We start from the raw sequence: 15128 nt of genomic DNA, 5'->3' as shown, positions 1-15128 counted from the left end.
CCTGCCCGTTCGCGTGCGCGTGGCATAGGCTGGGCAGGATGAACGGCGCCGTCGACCTCCCACTCGGCCAGGCCGAGCTCTCCTTCACGGCAGCGGGCGACGCGCGAGTTCGGCGCAGCGTGCTCCCTTCGGGAGTCCGAGTCCTGAGCGAGCAGGTTCCAGGCTCCCGGAGCGTGACCGTCGGCTTCTGGGTGGCCGTGGGCTCCCGTGACGAGCATCACGCGGACGCCGCGCATCCCGCGACCTACGGCTCCACGCACTTCCTCGAGCACCTCCTGTTCAAGGGCACCTCGAGTCGCACGGCGCTCGACATCGCCATCTCCTTCGACGCGGTCGGCGGCGAGCACAACGCGCTCACCGCGAAGGAGTACACCTGCTACTACGCGAAGGTGCAGGACCGCGACCTGCCCATGGCGGTCGAGGTGCTCTCCGACATGTTCACCTCGTCGCTCCTCGACCCAGTCGAGTTCGACAACGAGCGCGGCGTCATCCTCGAGGAGCTCTCGATGGCCGGCGACGACCCGGCGGACGTCGCGAACGAGCGCTTCTTCGAGGCCGTGCTGGGGGATCATCCGCTCGGCCGCCCGATCGGCGGCGACCCCGAGACCATCCGTGCCGCCACCCGTGAGGCGGTGCTGGCGCACTACCGCGCGAACTACCGCCCGCAGGACCTCGTGGTCACGGTCGCCGGGGCGGTCGACCACGACCGGCTCGTCGCGGAGCTCACCGGCGCCCTGACGCGCCACGGTTGGGACCTCTCGGTCGAGGGCGCCCCCGTCGAGCGGCGCGACACCGGGCCCGCGCGCCTGGCCGCCGGGCCCGCGCTCACGGTCGTGGCGCGCCCCACCGAGCAGGTCAACCTGCTCCTCGGCGTCCCCGGACTCGTCGCCACCGACGACCGGCGCTCCACCATGAGCGTGCTCAACGCCATCTTCGGCTCGGGCATGTCGTCGCGGCTGTTCCAGCAGGTCCGCGAGCGCCGCGGGCTCGCCTACGCGGTGTACTCGTTCGCGCCCGGCTACTCCGACGCGGGCCTGTTCGGCATGTACGCGGGGTGCGCGCCCGCGAAGGCCGGCACGGTGGCCGCGCTCATGCGCACCGAGCTCGAGCGGGTCGCCGAGCACGGCGTCACAGCCGACGAACTGCGCCGCGCGGGCGGCCAGCTGGCCGGCGCGTCGGCACTCGCCCTCGAGGACTCCGACACCCGGATGTCCCGCCTCGGCCGGGCCGAGCTCACGCTCGGCGAGTTCGCCGACCTCGACGAGGCACTGCGCCGCATCGCCCTCGTCACCGTCGACGACGTCCAGGCGCTCGCGGCAGACCTCGTCGCCCGCCCGTTCTCGCTCGTCGCCGTGGGTGCGACGGACGAGGCGGCGCTGCACGGCGCGGTCGACGAGATCGCCCCCCGCATCGACGTCGCCTGACGTCCGACCATCGACCAGACCCAGGAGAGCAGACCCAGTGCCGCACCACCTCTACCTCGTCCGACACGGCGAGCAGCTCGACGCCGAGCACGGCATGCCAGACGGCCCGCTCTCGCCGCGCGGGCGGCGCCAAGCGGAACTGCTGGCCGAGCGGCTCGGCGGCATCCCGTTCGACAACGCCTGGCACTCGCCGCTGCAGCGGGCCACCGAGACCGCGGCGATCATCGCGGCGAAGATGCCCGCGCTGAAGCCCGAGCCCTCCGCACTGCTCTTCGACTGCATCCCGTCGGGGCCCGCGCCCGAGACGCCCAAGGTCTACGACCCCTTCTTCGGCTCGGTGACCGAGGCCGAGATCGAGGCCGGCAGCGCGCAGATGGCCGACGCGGCGGCGGAGTTCCTGCGTTCCCACCGGGAGGACCGGCACGACCTGCTCATCACCCACAACTTCGTGATCGCCTGGCTCGTCCGGGAGGCGCTCGGGGCACCCGACTGGCGCTGGCTCTCGATCAACCAGGCGAACTGCGGCCTCACGGTGCTCACCCAGAAGACCGGGCGGCCGTGGAGCCTCCTCGTGCACAACGACCTGGCGCACCTGCCGTTCGAGATGCGGACGGGGATGGCCGAGCCGTACGCGCTCTGACGCGCGGCCCGCCCGGAATCCGCTCTCCGTCCGTCGACGCGCCGGCCCGCTCAGCCGACGCGCTTGCCGAACCAGTGCGTCGCGTTGGGATTGGCGTTGTACGGCTCGATCTCCCCGTAGCCGCTCGAGCGGTAGAGGCCACCGGCGGCCTCGAGGCTGGCGTTGGTGTCGAGCACGAGCTCCTGCGCCCCGAACTCCACCGCGCGACGCTCGAGCTCCTCGAGCAGCAGTCGCCCGGCACCCCGCCCGCGTGCGGCGGGCGCGAGCCACAGGTGCTTCACCTCGAACCGCACCTCGTTCGTCTCGGGCCGCCGCTGGATGCGGCGCACGCCGCCGCATCCGATCACTCCGCCGTCGTCCTCGACCACGAGGAACACGCCGGCCGGCGGAGTGAACTGCTCCGCCATCGGGTAGGTCGGACGGTAGGCGCCCTGTGCCGCGGGGAAGCCCGCCGCACGCTCGGCGAAGTACGCATCCAGCAGGGTCAGCGCCTCGGCGCCGGTGACGTCCACCTCTCGGAATCGCATGCGGCAAGCCTAGGCGGACGGCGACCGGGGGCCGGTCGCCGCGGCACCCGGTTGCTAGGGTGAAGCACGTGACGATACGGGTCGCCGTGGCCGGGGCCACGGGCAAGATGGGGCGTTTGGCGATCGAGCTCATCGAGGCATCCGACGACCTCGAACTGCACGCGGCGCTCGATTCGCGCTCGAGCCTCGACGAGATGCTGGGGGCGGATGTCGCGCTGGACGTCACGCTTCCCGCCGCGAGCGCCGGCATCGTCGAGTTCGCCACCGGCGCCGGCATCCCGATCGTGGTCGGCACCTCGGGCTGGTCGAGCGAGCGCATCGCGGAGATCGCCCAGTTCATGCGCGGCCACGAGGACGCGGGCCCCGTGCTGTTCATCCCGAACTTCTCCATCGGCAGCGTGCTCGGCACCGCCTTCGCCTCGCTCGCGGCCCGCTACTTCGACTCCATCGAGATCGTCGAGGCCCACCACGCCGGCAAGGTCGACTCCCCGTCCGGCACCGCGGTGCGCACTGCGGAGCTGATCGGCGACGCACGCGCCACGGTCGGACCGGTGGCGGCCCCGCACGCCGACCAGCGTGCCCGCGGACAGCTCGTCTCCGGCATTCCCGTGCACAGCCTGCGACTCACGGGCGTGCTCGCCGAGCAGCGCGTGGTGCTCGGGGGCGAAGGGGAGACGCTCACCATCTCGCACTCCACCGTGTCGTCGTCGGCGTACGAGCAGGGCATCCTGCTCGCGCTGCGGCGGGCGCCGGCGGCGACCGGCGTCGTGGTCGGACTCGACGCGCTGCTCGACCTGGGCCTCCCGGACGCGTCATGACCACCAAGGCGGGCGCGATCCTGATGGCCGCGCTCCTCGTGCTCTACGTGGCGCTCGTGGGGTGGCGTGCCGTGCAGTTCATCGCCACCGGCGAGCCCGCGGCGGTCGGCATCGGCATCGCCCTCATCGTGCTTCCGGTCATCGCCCTCTGGGCGCTGTGGCGCGAGCTCGCCTTCGGCGTGCGCTCGCAGGCCCTCGTGCGCCGACTCGAGGCCGAGGGCGGCCTCGACCTCGGCATCCCGGTCAAGCCGAGCGGGCGGCCCGAGCGGGCGGCCGCGGATGCCGCGTTCCCCGAGTTCCGCGCGGCGACCGAGGCCGAGCCAGACTCCTGGCGCGCGTGGTTGCGTCTCGGCCTCGCCTATGACGCGGCGGGCGACCGTCGACGCGCTCGCGGAGCCGTGCGCCGGGCGATCACGCTCGAGCGCGCGGAACGCTGAGCATCGCGTCGAGCGCCGACTCGACGGTGACGTGCTCGAAGCGGAAGCCGTCGTCGATGAGTCGCTGCGGGCGCACCTTCTGGCTCGACAGCAGCAGTTCGTCGGCGGCGCGGCCGAGCGCGAGCCCCAGCATCCGCTCGGGAACGGTGAACGTGTAGGGCCGGTGCATCCGCTCGGCCATCGCGGTCATCACGCGGTCGGCGGTCGCGGGCGTCGGACCGGCGAGGTTGACGGGCCCCGACAGCCTCGAGGTGAGCAGGTGCGCGATGGCCGAGATCTCGTCGTCGAGTGCGATCCAGGGCCAGTGCTGGCCGCCGGTGCCGAGGCGGCTCGACAGCCCGAAGCGCGTGAGCATGCCGATGCGCTGCATCGCGCCACCGTGCCCGACCACGATGCCCGTGCGGAAGACGACGGTGCGCGTGTCGTCGGGTGCGAGCGCGGCCGCGCCCTCCCACCGTGCGACCACCTCCGCGAGGAAGCCGGAGCCGGCGCTCGAGAACTCCGTGAGCAGCTCGCCGGGGCGGTCGCCATAGTATCCCACCGCCGAGGCGCTGAGGAAGGCCGCCGGCGGGCGCCGCGCCTTGCGCATCGCGTCGGCGAGCGTGCGCGTCGCCGTGACGCGGGAGTCGACGATCTCGCCCTGGTAGCCCCTCGTCCACGGCAGGCGCGCCAGCGAGGCGCCGGAGAGGTTCACCACCGCGTCGACGCGGTCCATCACCGTGAAGTCGATGATGCCCGCCCCGGGCGACCACGATGCCTCCTCGGGGCCCAGCGCGCGACGCCGCACGAGGCGCACCACCTCGTGTCCGTCGGCGGTCAGGCGCTCGACGAGGGCGGTTCCGAGGAAGCCGGATGCGCCGGCGATGAGCACCCGCACGGTCTAGGCGAGCTCGGCTTCGATCGTGATCGGGATGGAGAGGGCCTGCGAGATGGGGCAGTTCACCTTCGCCTCCTCGGCGATCGCCTCGAACTGCGCCTCGGAGATTCCGGGCACGCGAGCGCTCACGAGCAGGTGGCTGCCGAGCACCCCCTTGCCCGCCTCGAACGTGACGGCGGCGGTGGTCTGGATGCTCTCGGGCGGATAGCCCGCCTCGGCGAGCGCGAGCGAGAGCGCCATCGAGAAGCACGACGAGTGCGCGGCGGCGAGCAGCTCCTCGGGATTCGTCGTGTTCGCCACGCCCACGGCCCGGGCATCCCAGTTCACCTGGAACGTCGCGAGGCCCGACGAGTCGAGCGCGACGTTGCCGGACCCTTCGAACAGCGTGCCGGTCCAGACCGTCGTCGATTCACTCGTGATTGCCATGGATCCTCCTCCTCGAGCCGGGCTCCCAGCCTAGCCCGGCGGATGCCGCGGCGGTCAGGTCCTGGGGATGACGCGGGCTCTCACGAGGAGCAGGTACAGCTGGCAGCCGAGGCAGTACCCGAACGCGGCGTTCAGGAAGGCCGCGATGAACGCGAGCGAGGCGGCGATCGGCACCGCGGCGGCGACGCCAGCAGCCCCGAGGATGACGCCCGCGATCGTCACGGCGAAGCCGACGCCCTGGGCGAACGTCGGCGGCCGTGGGTCCTCCAGCTCGTCGGGCGGCGAGAGTCGCGGTCGCACGAGGCGCGCGAAGATCAGCCCGAACGGGTTGCGCCGCACGCCGGCGATCGCGCTCCACGCGAAGACGGCGCTCACGATGGCGAGCAGCACCCACGCGGCGAGGGCGGCGCCGCCGAAGCCGAGCACCGCGATCACGAGCAGCAGGAACGCGGTGACGGCCGCCGTGAAGCGCGGTCCTCGCGGATCGATGCCGGCGGGCTCAGGACGTGGCATGGGAACTCCCGGTGAGGATGTCGAGGCGGTCGCGGAGGTCGCGAGCCCGGGGCACGCCGCCGATGCGCGCCGTCCCCTCGCCGCGGGCGTCGAGGATGAGCGTCGTCGGCGTCTGCAGGACGTGGAACCGGTCGGCGAGGTCGGGGCGGTCGGTGAGGTCGACCTCGACGTGCCGGACGCCCGCGTAGTCGGCGGAGATCGCGGCGAGCTGCCGCGCGGTCGAGGGGCAGCGGCTGCAGTAGGCGGTCGAGAACTGCACGAGTGTCGCGGCAGTGCCGAGCGCATCCGAGTCGAGCCCGAGGGCCGTTGTGGCGGACTCGTCGCGCGTCGCCCGGATCCGGCCGGTGCGCGCCCGCCAGGCCAGGCCGATCGTCGCCGCGCCGGCGGGCAGCGCGACCGCGGCGATGAGCGCCGGCAGCCAGTCCATGCCGCGATGCTACGGCGGCGCCCCGGCCGCGTGGGCCGTGTGACGGAGGATGACGCCGGGCGGCTCGCCCGCGGCATCCGCCCCGCACGTCGCCGGTCGGGGTTAGCATCGACCCGATGGCCGAGACGATCCCCACACCCTACGAAGACCTCCTGCGCGACGTGCTCGAGCACGGCACGCAGAAGACCGATCGCACTGGCACCGGCACCCGCAGCGTGTTCGGTCGCCAGCTGCGGTTCGACCTCTCGCAGGGCTTCCCGCTCGTCACGACGAAGCGGGTGCACTTCAGGTCGATCGCCTACGAGCTCCTGTGGTTCCTGCAGGGCTCGTCCAATATCGGGTGGCTGCGCGAGCACGGCGTCACCATCTGGGACGAGTGGGCGGATGCCGCGGGGGAGCTGGGTCCCGTCTACGGCGTGCAGTGGCGATCGTGGCCGACGCCCTCCGGTGACACGATCGACCAGATCAGCCAGGTGATCGAGCAGATCCGCGTGAACCCCGACTCGCGTCGCCTCATCGTCTCGGCGTGGAACCCCGCCGACATCCCCGACATGGCCCTCGCGCCGTGCCACGCGCTCTTCCAGTTCTACGTCGCCGACGGGCGCCTGTCGTGCCAGCTCTACCAGCGCAGCGCCGACCTCTTCCTCGGCGTGCCGTTCAACATCGCCTCCTACGCCCTGCTCACCCACATGGTGGCCCAGCAGACCGGGCTCGAGGTCGGCGACTTCGTGTGGACCGGCGGCGACTGCCACATCTACGACAACCACGTCGAGCAGGTCGCCGAGCAGCTCTCCCGGCACCCGTTCCCCGCGCCCACGCTGCGATTCGCGCGCAGGCCCGACTCGATCTTCGACTACGAGTTCGACGACTTCGTCGTGGAGGGCTACCAGCATCACCCGGCCATCCGCGCAGCCGTCGCGGTATGACGCGCGGTGCGGATGCCGCGTCGCCGGCGCCTGCGGCCCGGCCGCGCCTCGGCCTGATCTGGGCGGAGTCCGCGGGCGTGATCGGCCGTGACGGCGGCATGCCGTGGCACGTTCCCGAGGACCTGACGCACTTCAAGGCGGTCACGCTCGGTGCGCCCGTCGTCATGGGGCGCCGAACGTGGGAGTCCCTGCCGTCGCGGTTCCGCCCCCTTCCCGGTCGCACCAACATCGTGGTGACGCACCACGACGACTGGACGGCCGCCGGCGCGGTGCGCGCGGCATCCGTAGACGAGGCACTCGCACTGGCCGCTGCCGGCGACCCGCCGTGGATCTGGGTCATCGGCGGCGCCGACCTCTTCGGGCAGGTCCTGCCCACGGCAGACCGGCTCGAGGTGACGGAACTGCGGACGCCCGGCGGCGGCGGCGCGGTCGTGCCCGAGCCCGGCGACACCCCGGCGCCCCCGATCGACCCCGCCGGCTGGCGGCTCGCCCACGTCGACCCGCCCTCGGGCTGGCTGCCCTCGCGCTCGGGCCTCGAGTACCGCTTCCTCCGCTACCTGCGCGCCTGACCCGCCGGGGGCCTCCGGCGAGCGACCCAGGGGCTGAACCAGCCTCACGCACCTTGGAATCGCCTGCCCGCCCGCCCGCCCGTCGGCTGGGGCGACTTCCTCGGGCACTCGCCCGTCCCTCCGACTCGCGCGACGCAAGGGCCTCGGCGGACTCGCGCCATTCGTCCGGCGCCAGCGATTCGGGTTGGCGACTCGCCATGCTCGTCCGGCGCCAGCGATTCGGGTTGCGACTCGCCCTGCTCGTCCGGCGCCAGCGATTCGGGTTGGCGACTCGCCCTGCTCGTCCGGCGCAGCGACGCCGGTTTGCGACTCGCCCCGCTCGTCCGGCGCAGCGACTCCGGTTTGCAACTCGCCACGCTCGTCCGGCGCAGCGACTCCGGTCTGCGACTCACCGTACTTCCCGGCTCACGTGACTCCTGAAAGCAAGGACGCGGCTTCAAAGCAGTTGCGGCACGAAGGCGCCGTGGCTGCAGGTCGCCGTCGATGCCTGTCCTTGCATTCAGGAGTCGGTGCCTGTCCTTGCATTCAGGAGTCGGTGCCTGTCGTATCCAGGAGTCGATGCGCGTCCTAGTGTTCAGATGCGCGTCCTGGTGTTCAGATGCCCGTCGCGGTGTTCAGATGCCCGTCGCGGTGTCCCGGAGTCGGTCCCCGTCCCTGTTTTCAGGAGTCAGGGAGTGGGCGCACTCGCTTCGCAGGGTTGCTGGACATGGTGGGCATCGCGGCGGCGGCTGCTTCTGCGCGGGCGCGGCACGAACAATCGGTACGGCGCGAGGGAGTCGTCCTGCACAGGTGACGCATCGGCGTCGGCGTTCTCCGAAGTGGAGCAATCCCGAGCACCGGGGACCGTCGACGGCAACACTCGGGTGGTGAGATTCGAGCGGGAGACGAAGGCCCTCGGTGGGATCGCGCGCAGATCCGATCTGCGTCGGATGGGACTCGACGACGAGGCGGTTCGCAACCTCGTCGCGCACGGTCGCCTGATCCGAGTGCGTCAGGCATGGTACGCGCTGCCCGGCACAGACCTCGACGCGATGCGAGCATGCAGCATCGGCGGGCGGCTGGCGTGTGCGAGCGCCCTACGCTTCCACGGAGATCCCGTAGAGGACGCGGGCATCCTGCACGTCGAGTTGCCCGCCAATGCGACGGCGCGGAGGCTCGAGGGTGATTGGGAGCACGTGAGGCTGCATCAGCCCCGACATCCGTCCGGCGGCAACCGGGCCGTCGTCGACCCATCGGCCGCCAGACGCCAGTGGGAGCGATGCGGGCGAGCGACCCGATAGCCTTGGGGACGTGACCCAGGACAACCCCTTCGGACAGGTGCTCGTCGCGCTCGTCACGCCGATGACGGCGGACGGCGAGGTCGATTGGCCCGGGGTCGAGAAGCACATCGACGACGTGATCGGTGCCGGTGCCGACGGCATCGTCGTCACGGGCACCACGGGCGAGACCTCCACGCTCACCGACCCCGAGAAGATCCGCCTGGTCGAGGTCGGCAAGGACGTCGCGGCCGGCCGAGCGAAGATCATCACGGGTGGCGGCTCGAACGAGACCGCGCACGCGATCGAGCTCTACAAGCACAGCGAGCAGGCCGGCGCCGACGGCATCATGATCGTCACGCCGTACTACAACAAGCCGACGCAGGCCGGCATCCTCACGCATTTCCGGCTGGTGGCCGACGCCACCGACCTGCCGGTCATCCTCTACGACATCCCGGGCCGCACCGGCGTGCCGATCAGGTACGAGACGATCCTCCGCCTGGCGAAGCACCCGAACATCCTCGCCATCAAGGACGCGAAGGGCGACTTCTCCGAGGTCAGCCGCGTGCTCAACCAGACCGACCTCATGTACTTCTCCGGCGACGACGCCAACGTGCTCCCGCACCTCGCGATCGGCGCGACCGGCCTCATCGGGGTCACCGCGAACATCGCGCCGGCCCCGTACCGCACCATCATCGACGCCGTGAACCGCGGCGACCTCACGACCGCGACCGCCGAGCACCGCCGCCTCGAGCCGCTCGTGCGCGCCGTCATGACGCACGTGCCCGGCACGGTCGCCGCGAAGTACATCCTGCACGGGCTGGGCCGCATCGGCAGCCCGCGCGTGCGGCTGCCGCTCGTCGGTCCCGAGGAGTGGGAGGCGGCGCTCATCGAGGACGAGATCGACCACGTGCAGGGCATCCCGGGCGCCGACTTCCACCGCTTCCGCCCCGACCGCAACGCCGCCGCCGGCGGCGCGCTGCCGAAGGTCGCCGGCACCACACGCTGAACGACGGCCGAGGCATCCGCCGGAACGGCCGCATGAACTGAACACCGCAACGTAAGGAGGGCCCATGCCCGACGTCGTCATCGATCCTGCCCCGCTCGAACCCGGCACGCTCCGCATCATCCCCATCGGCGGCCTCGGCGAGGTCGGCCGCAATATGACCAGCTACGAGATCGACGGCAAGATCCTGATCGTCGACTGCGGCGTGCTCTTCCCCGAGGAGCACCAGCCCGGCGTCGACCTGATCCTGCCCGACTTCGGGTTCCTCCGCGAGCGCCTCGATGACATCGTCGGGGTCGTGCTCACCCACGGCCACGAGGACCACATCGGCTCGGTGCCCTACCTCCTGCGCCTGCGCGCCGACATCCCGCTGATCGGCTCGACCCTCACGCTCGCGCTGGTCGAGGCGAAGCTCAAGGAGCATCGCATCCAGCCGTACACCCTCACGGTGTCCGAGGGCCAGCACGAGCGCATCGGCCCGTTCGACCTCGAGTTCATCGCCGTCAACCACTCGATCCCCGACGCGCTCGCCGTGGCGATCAAGACCCGTGCGGGAACCGTGCTCGCGACCGGCGACTTCAAGATGGACCAGCTGCCGCTCGACGGGCGCCTCACGGACCTCCGCGAGTTCGCCCGGCTCGGCCAGGAGGGCGTCGACCTGTTCATGGTCGATTCCACCAACGCGGATGTCCCCGGCTTCACGCCGCTCGAGCGGTCCATCGGCCCGGTGCTCGACGAGGTCATCGCCCGTTCGCCCCGCCGCGTGATCGTCGCGAGTTTCTCGAGCCACGTGCACCGCGTGCAGCAGGTCCTGGACGCGGCGGCCTTCAACGGTCGACGCGTGGCCCTCCTCGGCCGCAGCATGGTGCGCAACATGACCATCGCGGCCGACCTCGGCTACCTCAAGGTGCCCGAGGGCGTTCTCATCGACTTCAAGAAGGCCGGCGACATCCCCGACGACCGGATCGTCTACATGTCGACGGGGTCGCAGGGCGAGCCGATGGCCGTGCTCTCGCGCATGGCCAATCGCGACCACCAGATCGAGATCGGCGAGGGCGACACCGTCATCCTCGCGTCGAGCCTCATCCCCGGCAACGAGAACGCGGTCTACCGCGTGATCGACGGACTCACGAAGCTGGGCGCCAACGTCGTGCACAAGGGCAACGCGAAGGTGCACGTCTCCGGCCACGCGGCGGCGGGCGAGCTGCTCTACTGCTACAACATCCTGAAGCCGAAGAACGTGCTGCCGATCCACGGCGAGTACCGGCACCTGTTCGCGAACGCCAAGCTCGCGCGGGACACCGGCGTCCCCGAGCAGAACACCTTCATCGGCCAGAACGGCACCGTGTACGACCTCCGCGACGGCGAGGTGCGCGTCGCCGGACAGCTCGACCTCGGCTTCGTCTACGTCGACGGCGCGACGGTCGGCGAGATCACCGACGCCGACCTGAAGGACCGCCGGATCCTCGGCGAGGAGGGGTTCATCTCGGTCATCATCGTCGTCGACGCCTCGACCGGTCGGATCATCGTCGGCCCCGAGATCCACGCGCGCGGGTTCGCCGAGGACGACGCCGTCTTCGAGGAGGTCAAGCCGAAGATCTCCGCGGCGCTGCTGGAGGCCGCGCAGAACGGCGTGCGCGACCAGCACGCGCTGCAGCAGGCCGTGCGTCGCACGGTCGGCACGTGGGTGAACCGACGGCTGCGCCGCCGGCCGATGCTCGTGCCGCTCGTCATCGAGGCGTGAACCGCACGACGGAAACACCGCGGTAACACGGCGGGCGTAGCATCCGGCCATGGCGGACTACTCGATCCGCCCGGCCATGCCGAGCGACGGCGCGTTCCTCGGCGACATGGTGGTCGAGGCGGCGAACTGGCAGGCGGGGGCGAACCGGCCCAAGCCGACGGTGTTCGCCGACCCGGTCTACCGCGCCTACCTCACCGGCTGGCAGCGACCGGCGGATGCCGGATTCGTCGCCGTCGACGGCGCGGCCAAGCCGATCGGCGCGGCCTGGTACCGCCTCTTCGCGGCCGACACGCCGGCGCACGGCTTCGTGGCCGCGGGGGTGCCCGAGCTCATCATCGGCGTACGTCCGCTGTGGCGGGCACAGGGGGTCGGCCGGGCGCTGATGCGGGCGCTCACGGATGCCGCGCGCACGGCGGGATTCGCCCGCATCACGCTCAGCGTCGAACACGGCAACTTCGCCCACTCGCTCTACCGCTCCGAGGGGTTCGCCGTGGTCGGCACCCGCGGCGGACGCGACACCATGGTGCGAATCCTCGGCTGAACCCGCCGGAGGCGTCGCGCCGCGGCATCCGCGAGCCCGGAACGGCGCCCGAGCACGGGTTCGCCGATCGCAGACACTCGCCGCGTCCTGTCGGCGACGGTCGCCGGTCGGCCGTAACGTTGGGGCATGGCTACGAGCACCAGGTCGAACGGGCGTGCCTCGGGCACGCCTGCGCGCGGCTCGGGCTCCAAGACGGCCCCCACGAAGAAGCTCCCGGCGTCGACCGCACGCGGATCGACCGCCGCCAAGGCGAAGCCGGCCACGCCCGACCGGCCGCCGCTGCTCGTGCGCGCCTGGATGGGGCTCGCGCACGTCACGGGCGGGGCCGCCCGCGCGCTCGGCCCCGAGACCCTCGCGAAGGAGGAGCGCCGCGACGGCCTGCCCTTCTTCATCGTCGTGCTCGCGATCGTCGGCGCCGTCGTCGAGTGGTTCCTCATCAACGATCCCATCGCCCAGGCCCTCGACTCGTGGACCTTCGGCGGGCTCTCCGGCCGGGTCGCGTTCGCGCTGCCCGTGGTCATGCTGCTCTTCGCGGTGTGGCTCTTCCGCCATCCCAGTTCCGTGCACGACAACACGCGCATCGGCATCGGCGTCGGCCTGCTGCTGCTCACGGTGTCGGGCCTCTGCCACCTGTTCGGCGGGCAGCCCGAGCCGCGCGAGGGCATGGCCGTGCTGGCCCGTGCCGGCGGGATCCTCGGCTGGATGCTCGCGCAGCCGCTCATCCTCCTGATCACCGAGATCGGCGCGGCGGCCGTCATCATCCTGCTGCTCCTGCTCGCTCTGCTCATCATCACGAAGACGCCGCCGAACCGGATCCCGTCCCGCTTCCGCGACCTGTACGCCTGGCTGTTCGGCGCGCCCGATCCCGAGGAGCGACCCGAGCCCGTCGAGAAGGCGTCGCGGCGCAAGGGGCGCAGGTCCGAGCAGACCGAGCTCGACGGCATCGACGCGCTCGACGATGAGCCCGAGCGCACGGGGCTCGTTCCCTGGTGGCGGCGCAACGACTCGAACCGCGAGGAGGACCCGGCGTTCGCCGCGGGCGGCGTCGACGGCATCACCGAGGTGTTCGGTCCCGGCTCGGCCGCCGGCGGCTTCGAATCGCCCATCGAGGGCGTCGGGGGAGCGGGCGCCTACGGCACCGGGGTGCTCGGCGACCTGGAGCGCGCCGAGTCCGCGCTGCAGCGATTCACGGGCGACGTGCCGCACGGCGGCACCGGCCTCCGCGGCGACGACGGCGGGGCCACGAACGTGCTGGCCGTGTTCGACGGCGGCGGCGACGGCGAAGCGGATGCCGCGCCGGGTGCCGCGGGCGGCGCCGGCGTCGCGGCATCCGAGCCCGAGCGGCCCTACCACCTCCCCGCCGCATCCACCCTCGCGGCCGGTGCCCCCGCGAAGGCGCGCTCGTCCGCGAACGACGACGTGGTGCGCCAGATCACGGGCGTGCTCGACCAGTTCCAGGTGGACGCGAAGGTGACGGGCTTCTCCCGCGGCCCCACCGTGACCCAGTACGAGATCGAGCTCGGACCGGGCGTCAAGGTCGAGCGGGTCACGGCCCTGTCGAAGAACCTCGCCTACGCGGTCGCGTCGAACGAGGTCCGCATCCTGTCGCCCATCCCCGGCAAGAGCGCCATCGGCGTCGAGATCCCCAACGCCGACCGCGAGATCGTGACCCTCGGCGACGTGCTGCGCTCCGGCGCATCCGTGAACGCGAAGCATCCGATGACCATCGGCGTCGGCAAGGACGTGGGCGGCGGCTACGTCGTGGCCAACCTCGCGAAGATGCCGCACCTGCTCGTGGCCGGTTCGACCGGCTCGGGCAAGTCGAGCTTCGTGAACTCGATGATCACGTCGCTGCTGATGCGGGCCAAGCCCGCCGACGTGCGAATGGTGCTCATCGACCCGAAGCGCGTCGAGCTCGCCCCGTACGGCGGCGTGCCGCACCTCATCACGCCCATCATCACGAACCCGAAGAAGGCGGCGGAGGCGCTGCAGTGGGTCGTCAAGGAGATGGACATGCGGTACGACGACCTCGCGTCGTTCGGCTTCCGCCACATCGACGACTTCAACAAGGCCGTCGTCAACGACGAGATCGTGCTGCCCGCGGGCAGTGAGCGCAGGCTGAAGCCGTACCCGTACCTCCTCGTCGTCGTCGACGAGCTCGCCGACCTGATGATGGTCGCCCCGCGCGACGTCGAGGACTCGATCGTGCGCATCACGCAGCTCGCCCGTGCCTCCGGCATCCACCTCGTGCTGGCGACGCAACGCCCGTCGGTCGACGTCGTGACCGGCCTGATCAAGGCCAACGTGCCGAGCCGGCTCGCCTTCGCGGTGACGAGCGTCACCGACTCCCGCGTCATCCTCGACCAGCCCGGCGCCGACAAGCTCATCGGCCAGGGCGACGGCCTGTTCCTCCCCATGGGCGCATCGAAGCCCATCCGCGTGCAGGGCGCCTGGGTGAGCGAGGCCGAGATCGAGAAGGTCGTCACCCACGTCACACGGCAGGCCCGGCCCGAGTACCGGCAGGATGTCGCCGCCTCCGTCGAGCGCAAGGAGATCGACTCCGACATCGGCGACGACCTCGAGCTGCTGCTCGCGGCCGCCGAGCTCGTCGTGTCGACCCAGTTCGGCTCGACCTCGATGCTGCAGCGCAAGCTGCGCGTCGGCTTCGCCAAGGCCGGTCGACTCATGGACCTGCTGGAGTCCCGCGAGATCGTCGGCCCGTCCGAGGGCTCGAAGGCGCGCGACGTGCTCGTCACCGCCGAGCAGCTTCCGGGCGTGCTCGCCCGGCTCCGCGGTGAGGAGCCGGCCGCGCCGGCGGCGCCCGGAGGCGGGGGCGACGGTGGCGCGACCGGCACGTACGACCCCGATCCGCGCTACGACGACGATGCGGTCGCTCGCGCGAGTCATGGGCTCCCTGAGGTCGAGGCCGACCCCGATGAGGACGCCTGGGGGCTCACCGGCCGCGACTGAGCGGGAGGTTGAACTCCCACGATCAGG

At 71.7% G+C, this 15128-nt stretch carries 16 protein-coding genes; 11 read left to right on the top strand and 5 right to left on the bottom strand.

Going from position 1 to position 15128, the window contains the following annotated elements; all coding sequences use genetic code 11:
* Window positions 1-38 precede the first annotated feature (38 nt).
* The gene (locus EV187_RS00365; RefSeq protein WP_130351073.1) at window positions 39-1424 is read left to right on the top strand and encodes a M16 family metallopeptidase; all 1386 of its coding nucleotides are present in this window, start codon (window positions 39-41) and stop codon (window positions 1422-1424) included.
* 37 nt (window positions 1425-1461) lie between these two features.
* Window positions 1462-2064, top strand: coding sequence for a histidine phosphatase family protein (locus tag EV187_RS00360; protein WP_130351072.1), 603 nt, complete (start codon window positions 1462-1464; stop codon window positions 2062-2064).
* Between the two features lie 50 nt (window positions 2065-2114).
* Here the strand turns inward: EV187_RS00360 and EV187_RS00355 are convergent, their stop codons facing one another.
* Complete coding sequence (locus EV187_RS00355) at window positions 2115-2591, bottom strand: GNAT family N-acetyltransferase (RefSeq protein WP_130351071.1); 477 nt, start codon at window positions 2589-2591, stop codon at window positions 2115-2117.
* A 68-nt stretch (window positions 2592-2659) separates the two neighbouring features.
* On the opposite strand from EV187_RS00355, the gene dapB reads away from it, so the two are divergent.
* Both dapB and EV187_RS00345 read left to right on the top strand, forming a co-directional pair.
* A complete protein-coding gene (gene dapB / locus EV187_RS00350; RefSeq protein ID WP_130351070.1) occupies window positions 2660-3409 on the top strand; it encodes a 4-hydroxy-tetrahydrodipicolinate reductase in 750 nt (249 codons plus the stop codon).
* Window positions 3406-3846: a hypothetical protein gene (locus EV187_RS00345; RefSeq protein ID WP_130351069.1), complete on the top strand. Its 441-nt coding sequence runs from the start codon at window positions 3406-3408 to the stop codon at window positions 3844-3846. Before dapB ends, EV187_RS00345 begins: the two co-directional genes overlap by 4 nt.
* Here EV187_RS00345 and EV187_RS00340 read toward each other — a convergent pair.
* From EV187_RS00340 to EV187_RS00325, 4 genes are read right to left on the bottom strand one after another with little or no spacing between them, the layout of a single operon-like run.
* Complete coding sequence (locus tag EV187_RS00340; RefSeq protein WP_341272739.1) at window positions 3821-4717, bottom strand: TIGR01777 family oxidoreductase; 897 nt, start codon at window positions 4715-4717, stop codon at window positions 3821-3823. The genes EV187_RS00345 and EV187_RS00340 overlap by 26 nt on opposite strands.
* A gap of 9 nt (window positions 4718-4726) precedes the next feature.
* Entirely contained in the window at window positions 4727-5149 is a 423-nt protein-coding gene (locus EV187_RS00335; RefSeq protein WP_130351067.1) for an OsmC family peroxiredoxin, read from the bottom strand.
* Window positions 5150-5203: 54 nt separating this feature from the next.
* The gene (locus EV187_RS00330; protein ID WP_130351066.1) at window positions 5204-5662 is read right to left on the bottom strand and encodes a DUF4395 domain-containing protein; all 459 of its coding nucleotides are present in this window, start codon (window positions 5660-5662) and stop codon (window positions 5204-5206) included.
* Window positions 5649-6089 carry a TlpA family protein disulfide reductase gene (locus EV187_RS00325; protein WP_130351065.1) on the bottom strand — a complete coding sequence of 147 codons (441 nt, stop codon included), beginning with the start codon at window positions 6087-6089 and terminating at the stop codon, window positions 5649-5651. The genes EV187_RS00330 and EV187_RS00325 overlap by 14 nt, the downstream gene beginning before the upstream one ends.
* 116 nt (window positions 6090-6205) lie before the next feature.
* Between EV187_RS00325 and EV187_RS00320 the strand changes: the two genes are divergently transcribed.
* The 7 genes from EV187_RS00320 to EV187_RS00295 all read left to right on the top strand — a co-directional run bounded on the left by EV187_RS00320 (window position 6206) and on the right by EV187_RS00295 (window position 15101).
* Entirely contained in the window at window positions 6206-7015 is an 810-nt protein-coding gene (locus EV187_RS00320; RefSeq protein ID WP_130351064.1) for a thymidylate synthase, read from the top strand.
* The gene (locus EV187_RS00315) at window positions 7012-7584 is read left to right on the top strand and encodes a dihydrofolate reductase (RefSeq protein WP_130351063.1); all 573 of its coding nucleotides are present in this window, start codon (window positions 7012-7014) and stop codon (window positions 7582-7584) included. The genes EV187_RS00320 and EV187_RS00315 overlap by 4 nt, the downstream gene beginning before the upstream one ends.
* 578 nt (window positions 7585-8162) lie before the next feature.
* On the top strand, window positions 8163-8864 hold the full coding sequence (locus tag EV187_RS18915; protein ID WP_423190861.1) for a type IV toxin-antitoxin system AbiEi family antitoxin domain-containing protein: 702 nt from the start codon (window positions 8163-8165) through the stop codon (window positions 8862-8864).
* A gap of 10 nt (window positions 8865-8874) precedes the next feature.
* Window positions 8875-9849, top strand: a complete 975-nt coding sequence (gene dapA, locus EV187_RS00310) for a 4-hydroxy-tetrahydrodipicolinate synthase (RefSeq protein ID WP_130351062.1) — start codon at window positions 8875-8877, stop codon at window positions 9847-9849.
* Window positions 9850-9913: 64 nt separating this feature from the next.
* Window positions 9914-11590 (top strand): ribonuclease J, encoded by a 1677-nt coding sequence (locus tag EV187_RS00305; protein ID WP_130351061.1) that lies wholly within the window; start codon window positions 9914-9916, stop codon window positions 11588-11590.
* 49 nt (window positions 11591-11639) lie between these two features.
* A complete protein-coding gene (locus EV187_RS00300; RefSeq protein ID WP_130351060.1) occupies window positions 11640-12131 on the top strand; it encodes a GNAT family N-acetyltransferase in 492 nt (163 codons plus the stop codon).
* A 126-nt stretch (window positions 12132-12257) separates the two neighbouring features.
* Window positions 12258-15101 (top strand): FtsK/SpoIIIE family DNA translocase, encoded by a 2844-nt coding sequence (locus EV187_RS00295; protein ID WP_130351059.1) that lies wholly within the window; start codon window positions 12258-12260, stop codon window positions 15099-15101.
* Window positions 15102-15128: the final 27 nt, after the last annotated feature.

Origin of the sequence: Agromyces ramosus, from assembly GCF_004216665.1 — a bacterium.
GTDB classification, from domain to species: Bacteria; Actinomycetota; Actinomycetes; order Actinomycetales; family Microbacteriaceae; genus Agromyces; species Agromyces ramosus.
The sequence above is the reverse complement of the archived record's forward strand: the minus strand, read 5'-3'. Positions and strand labels throughout refer to the sequence as shown.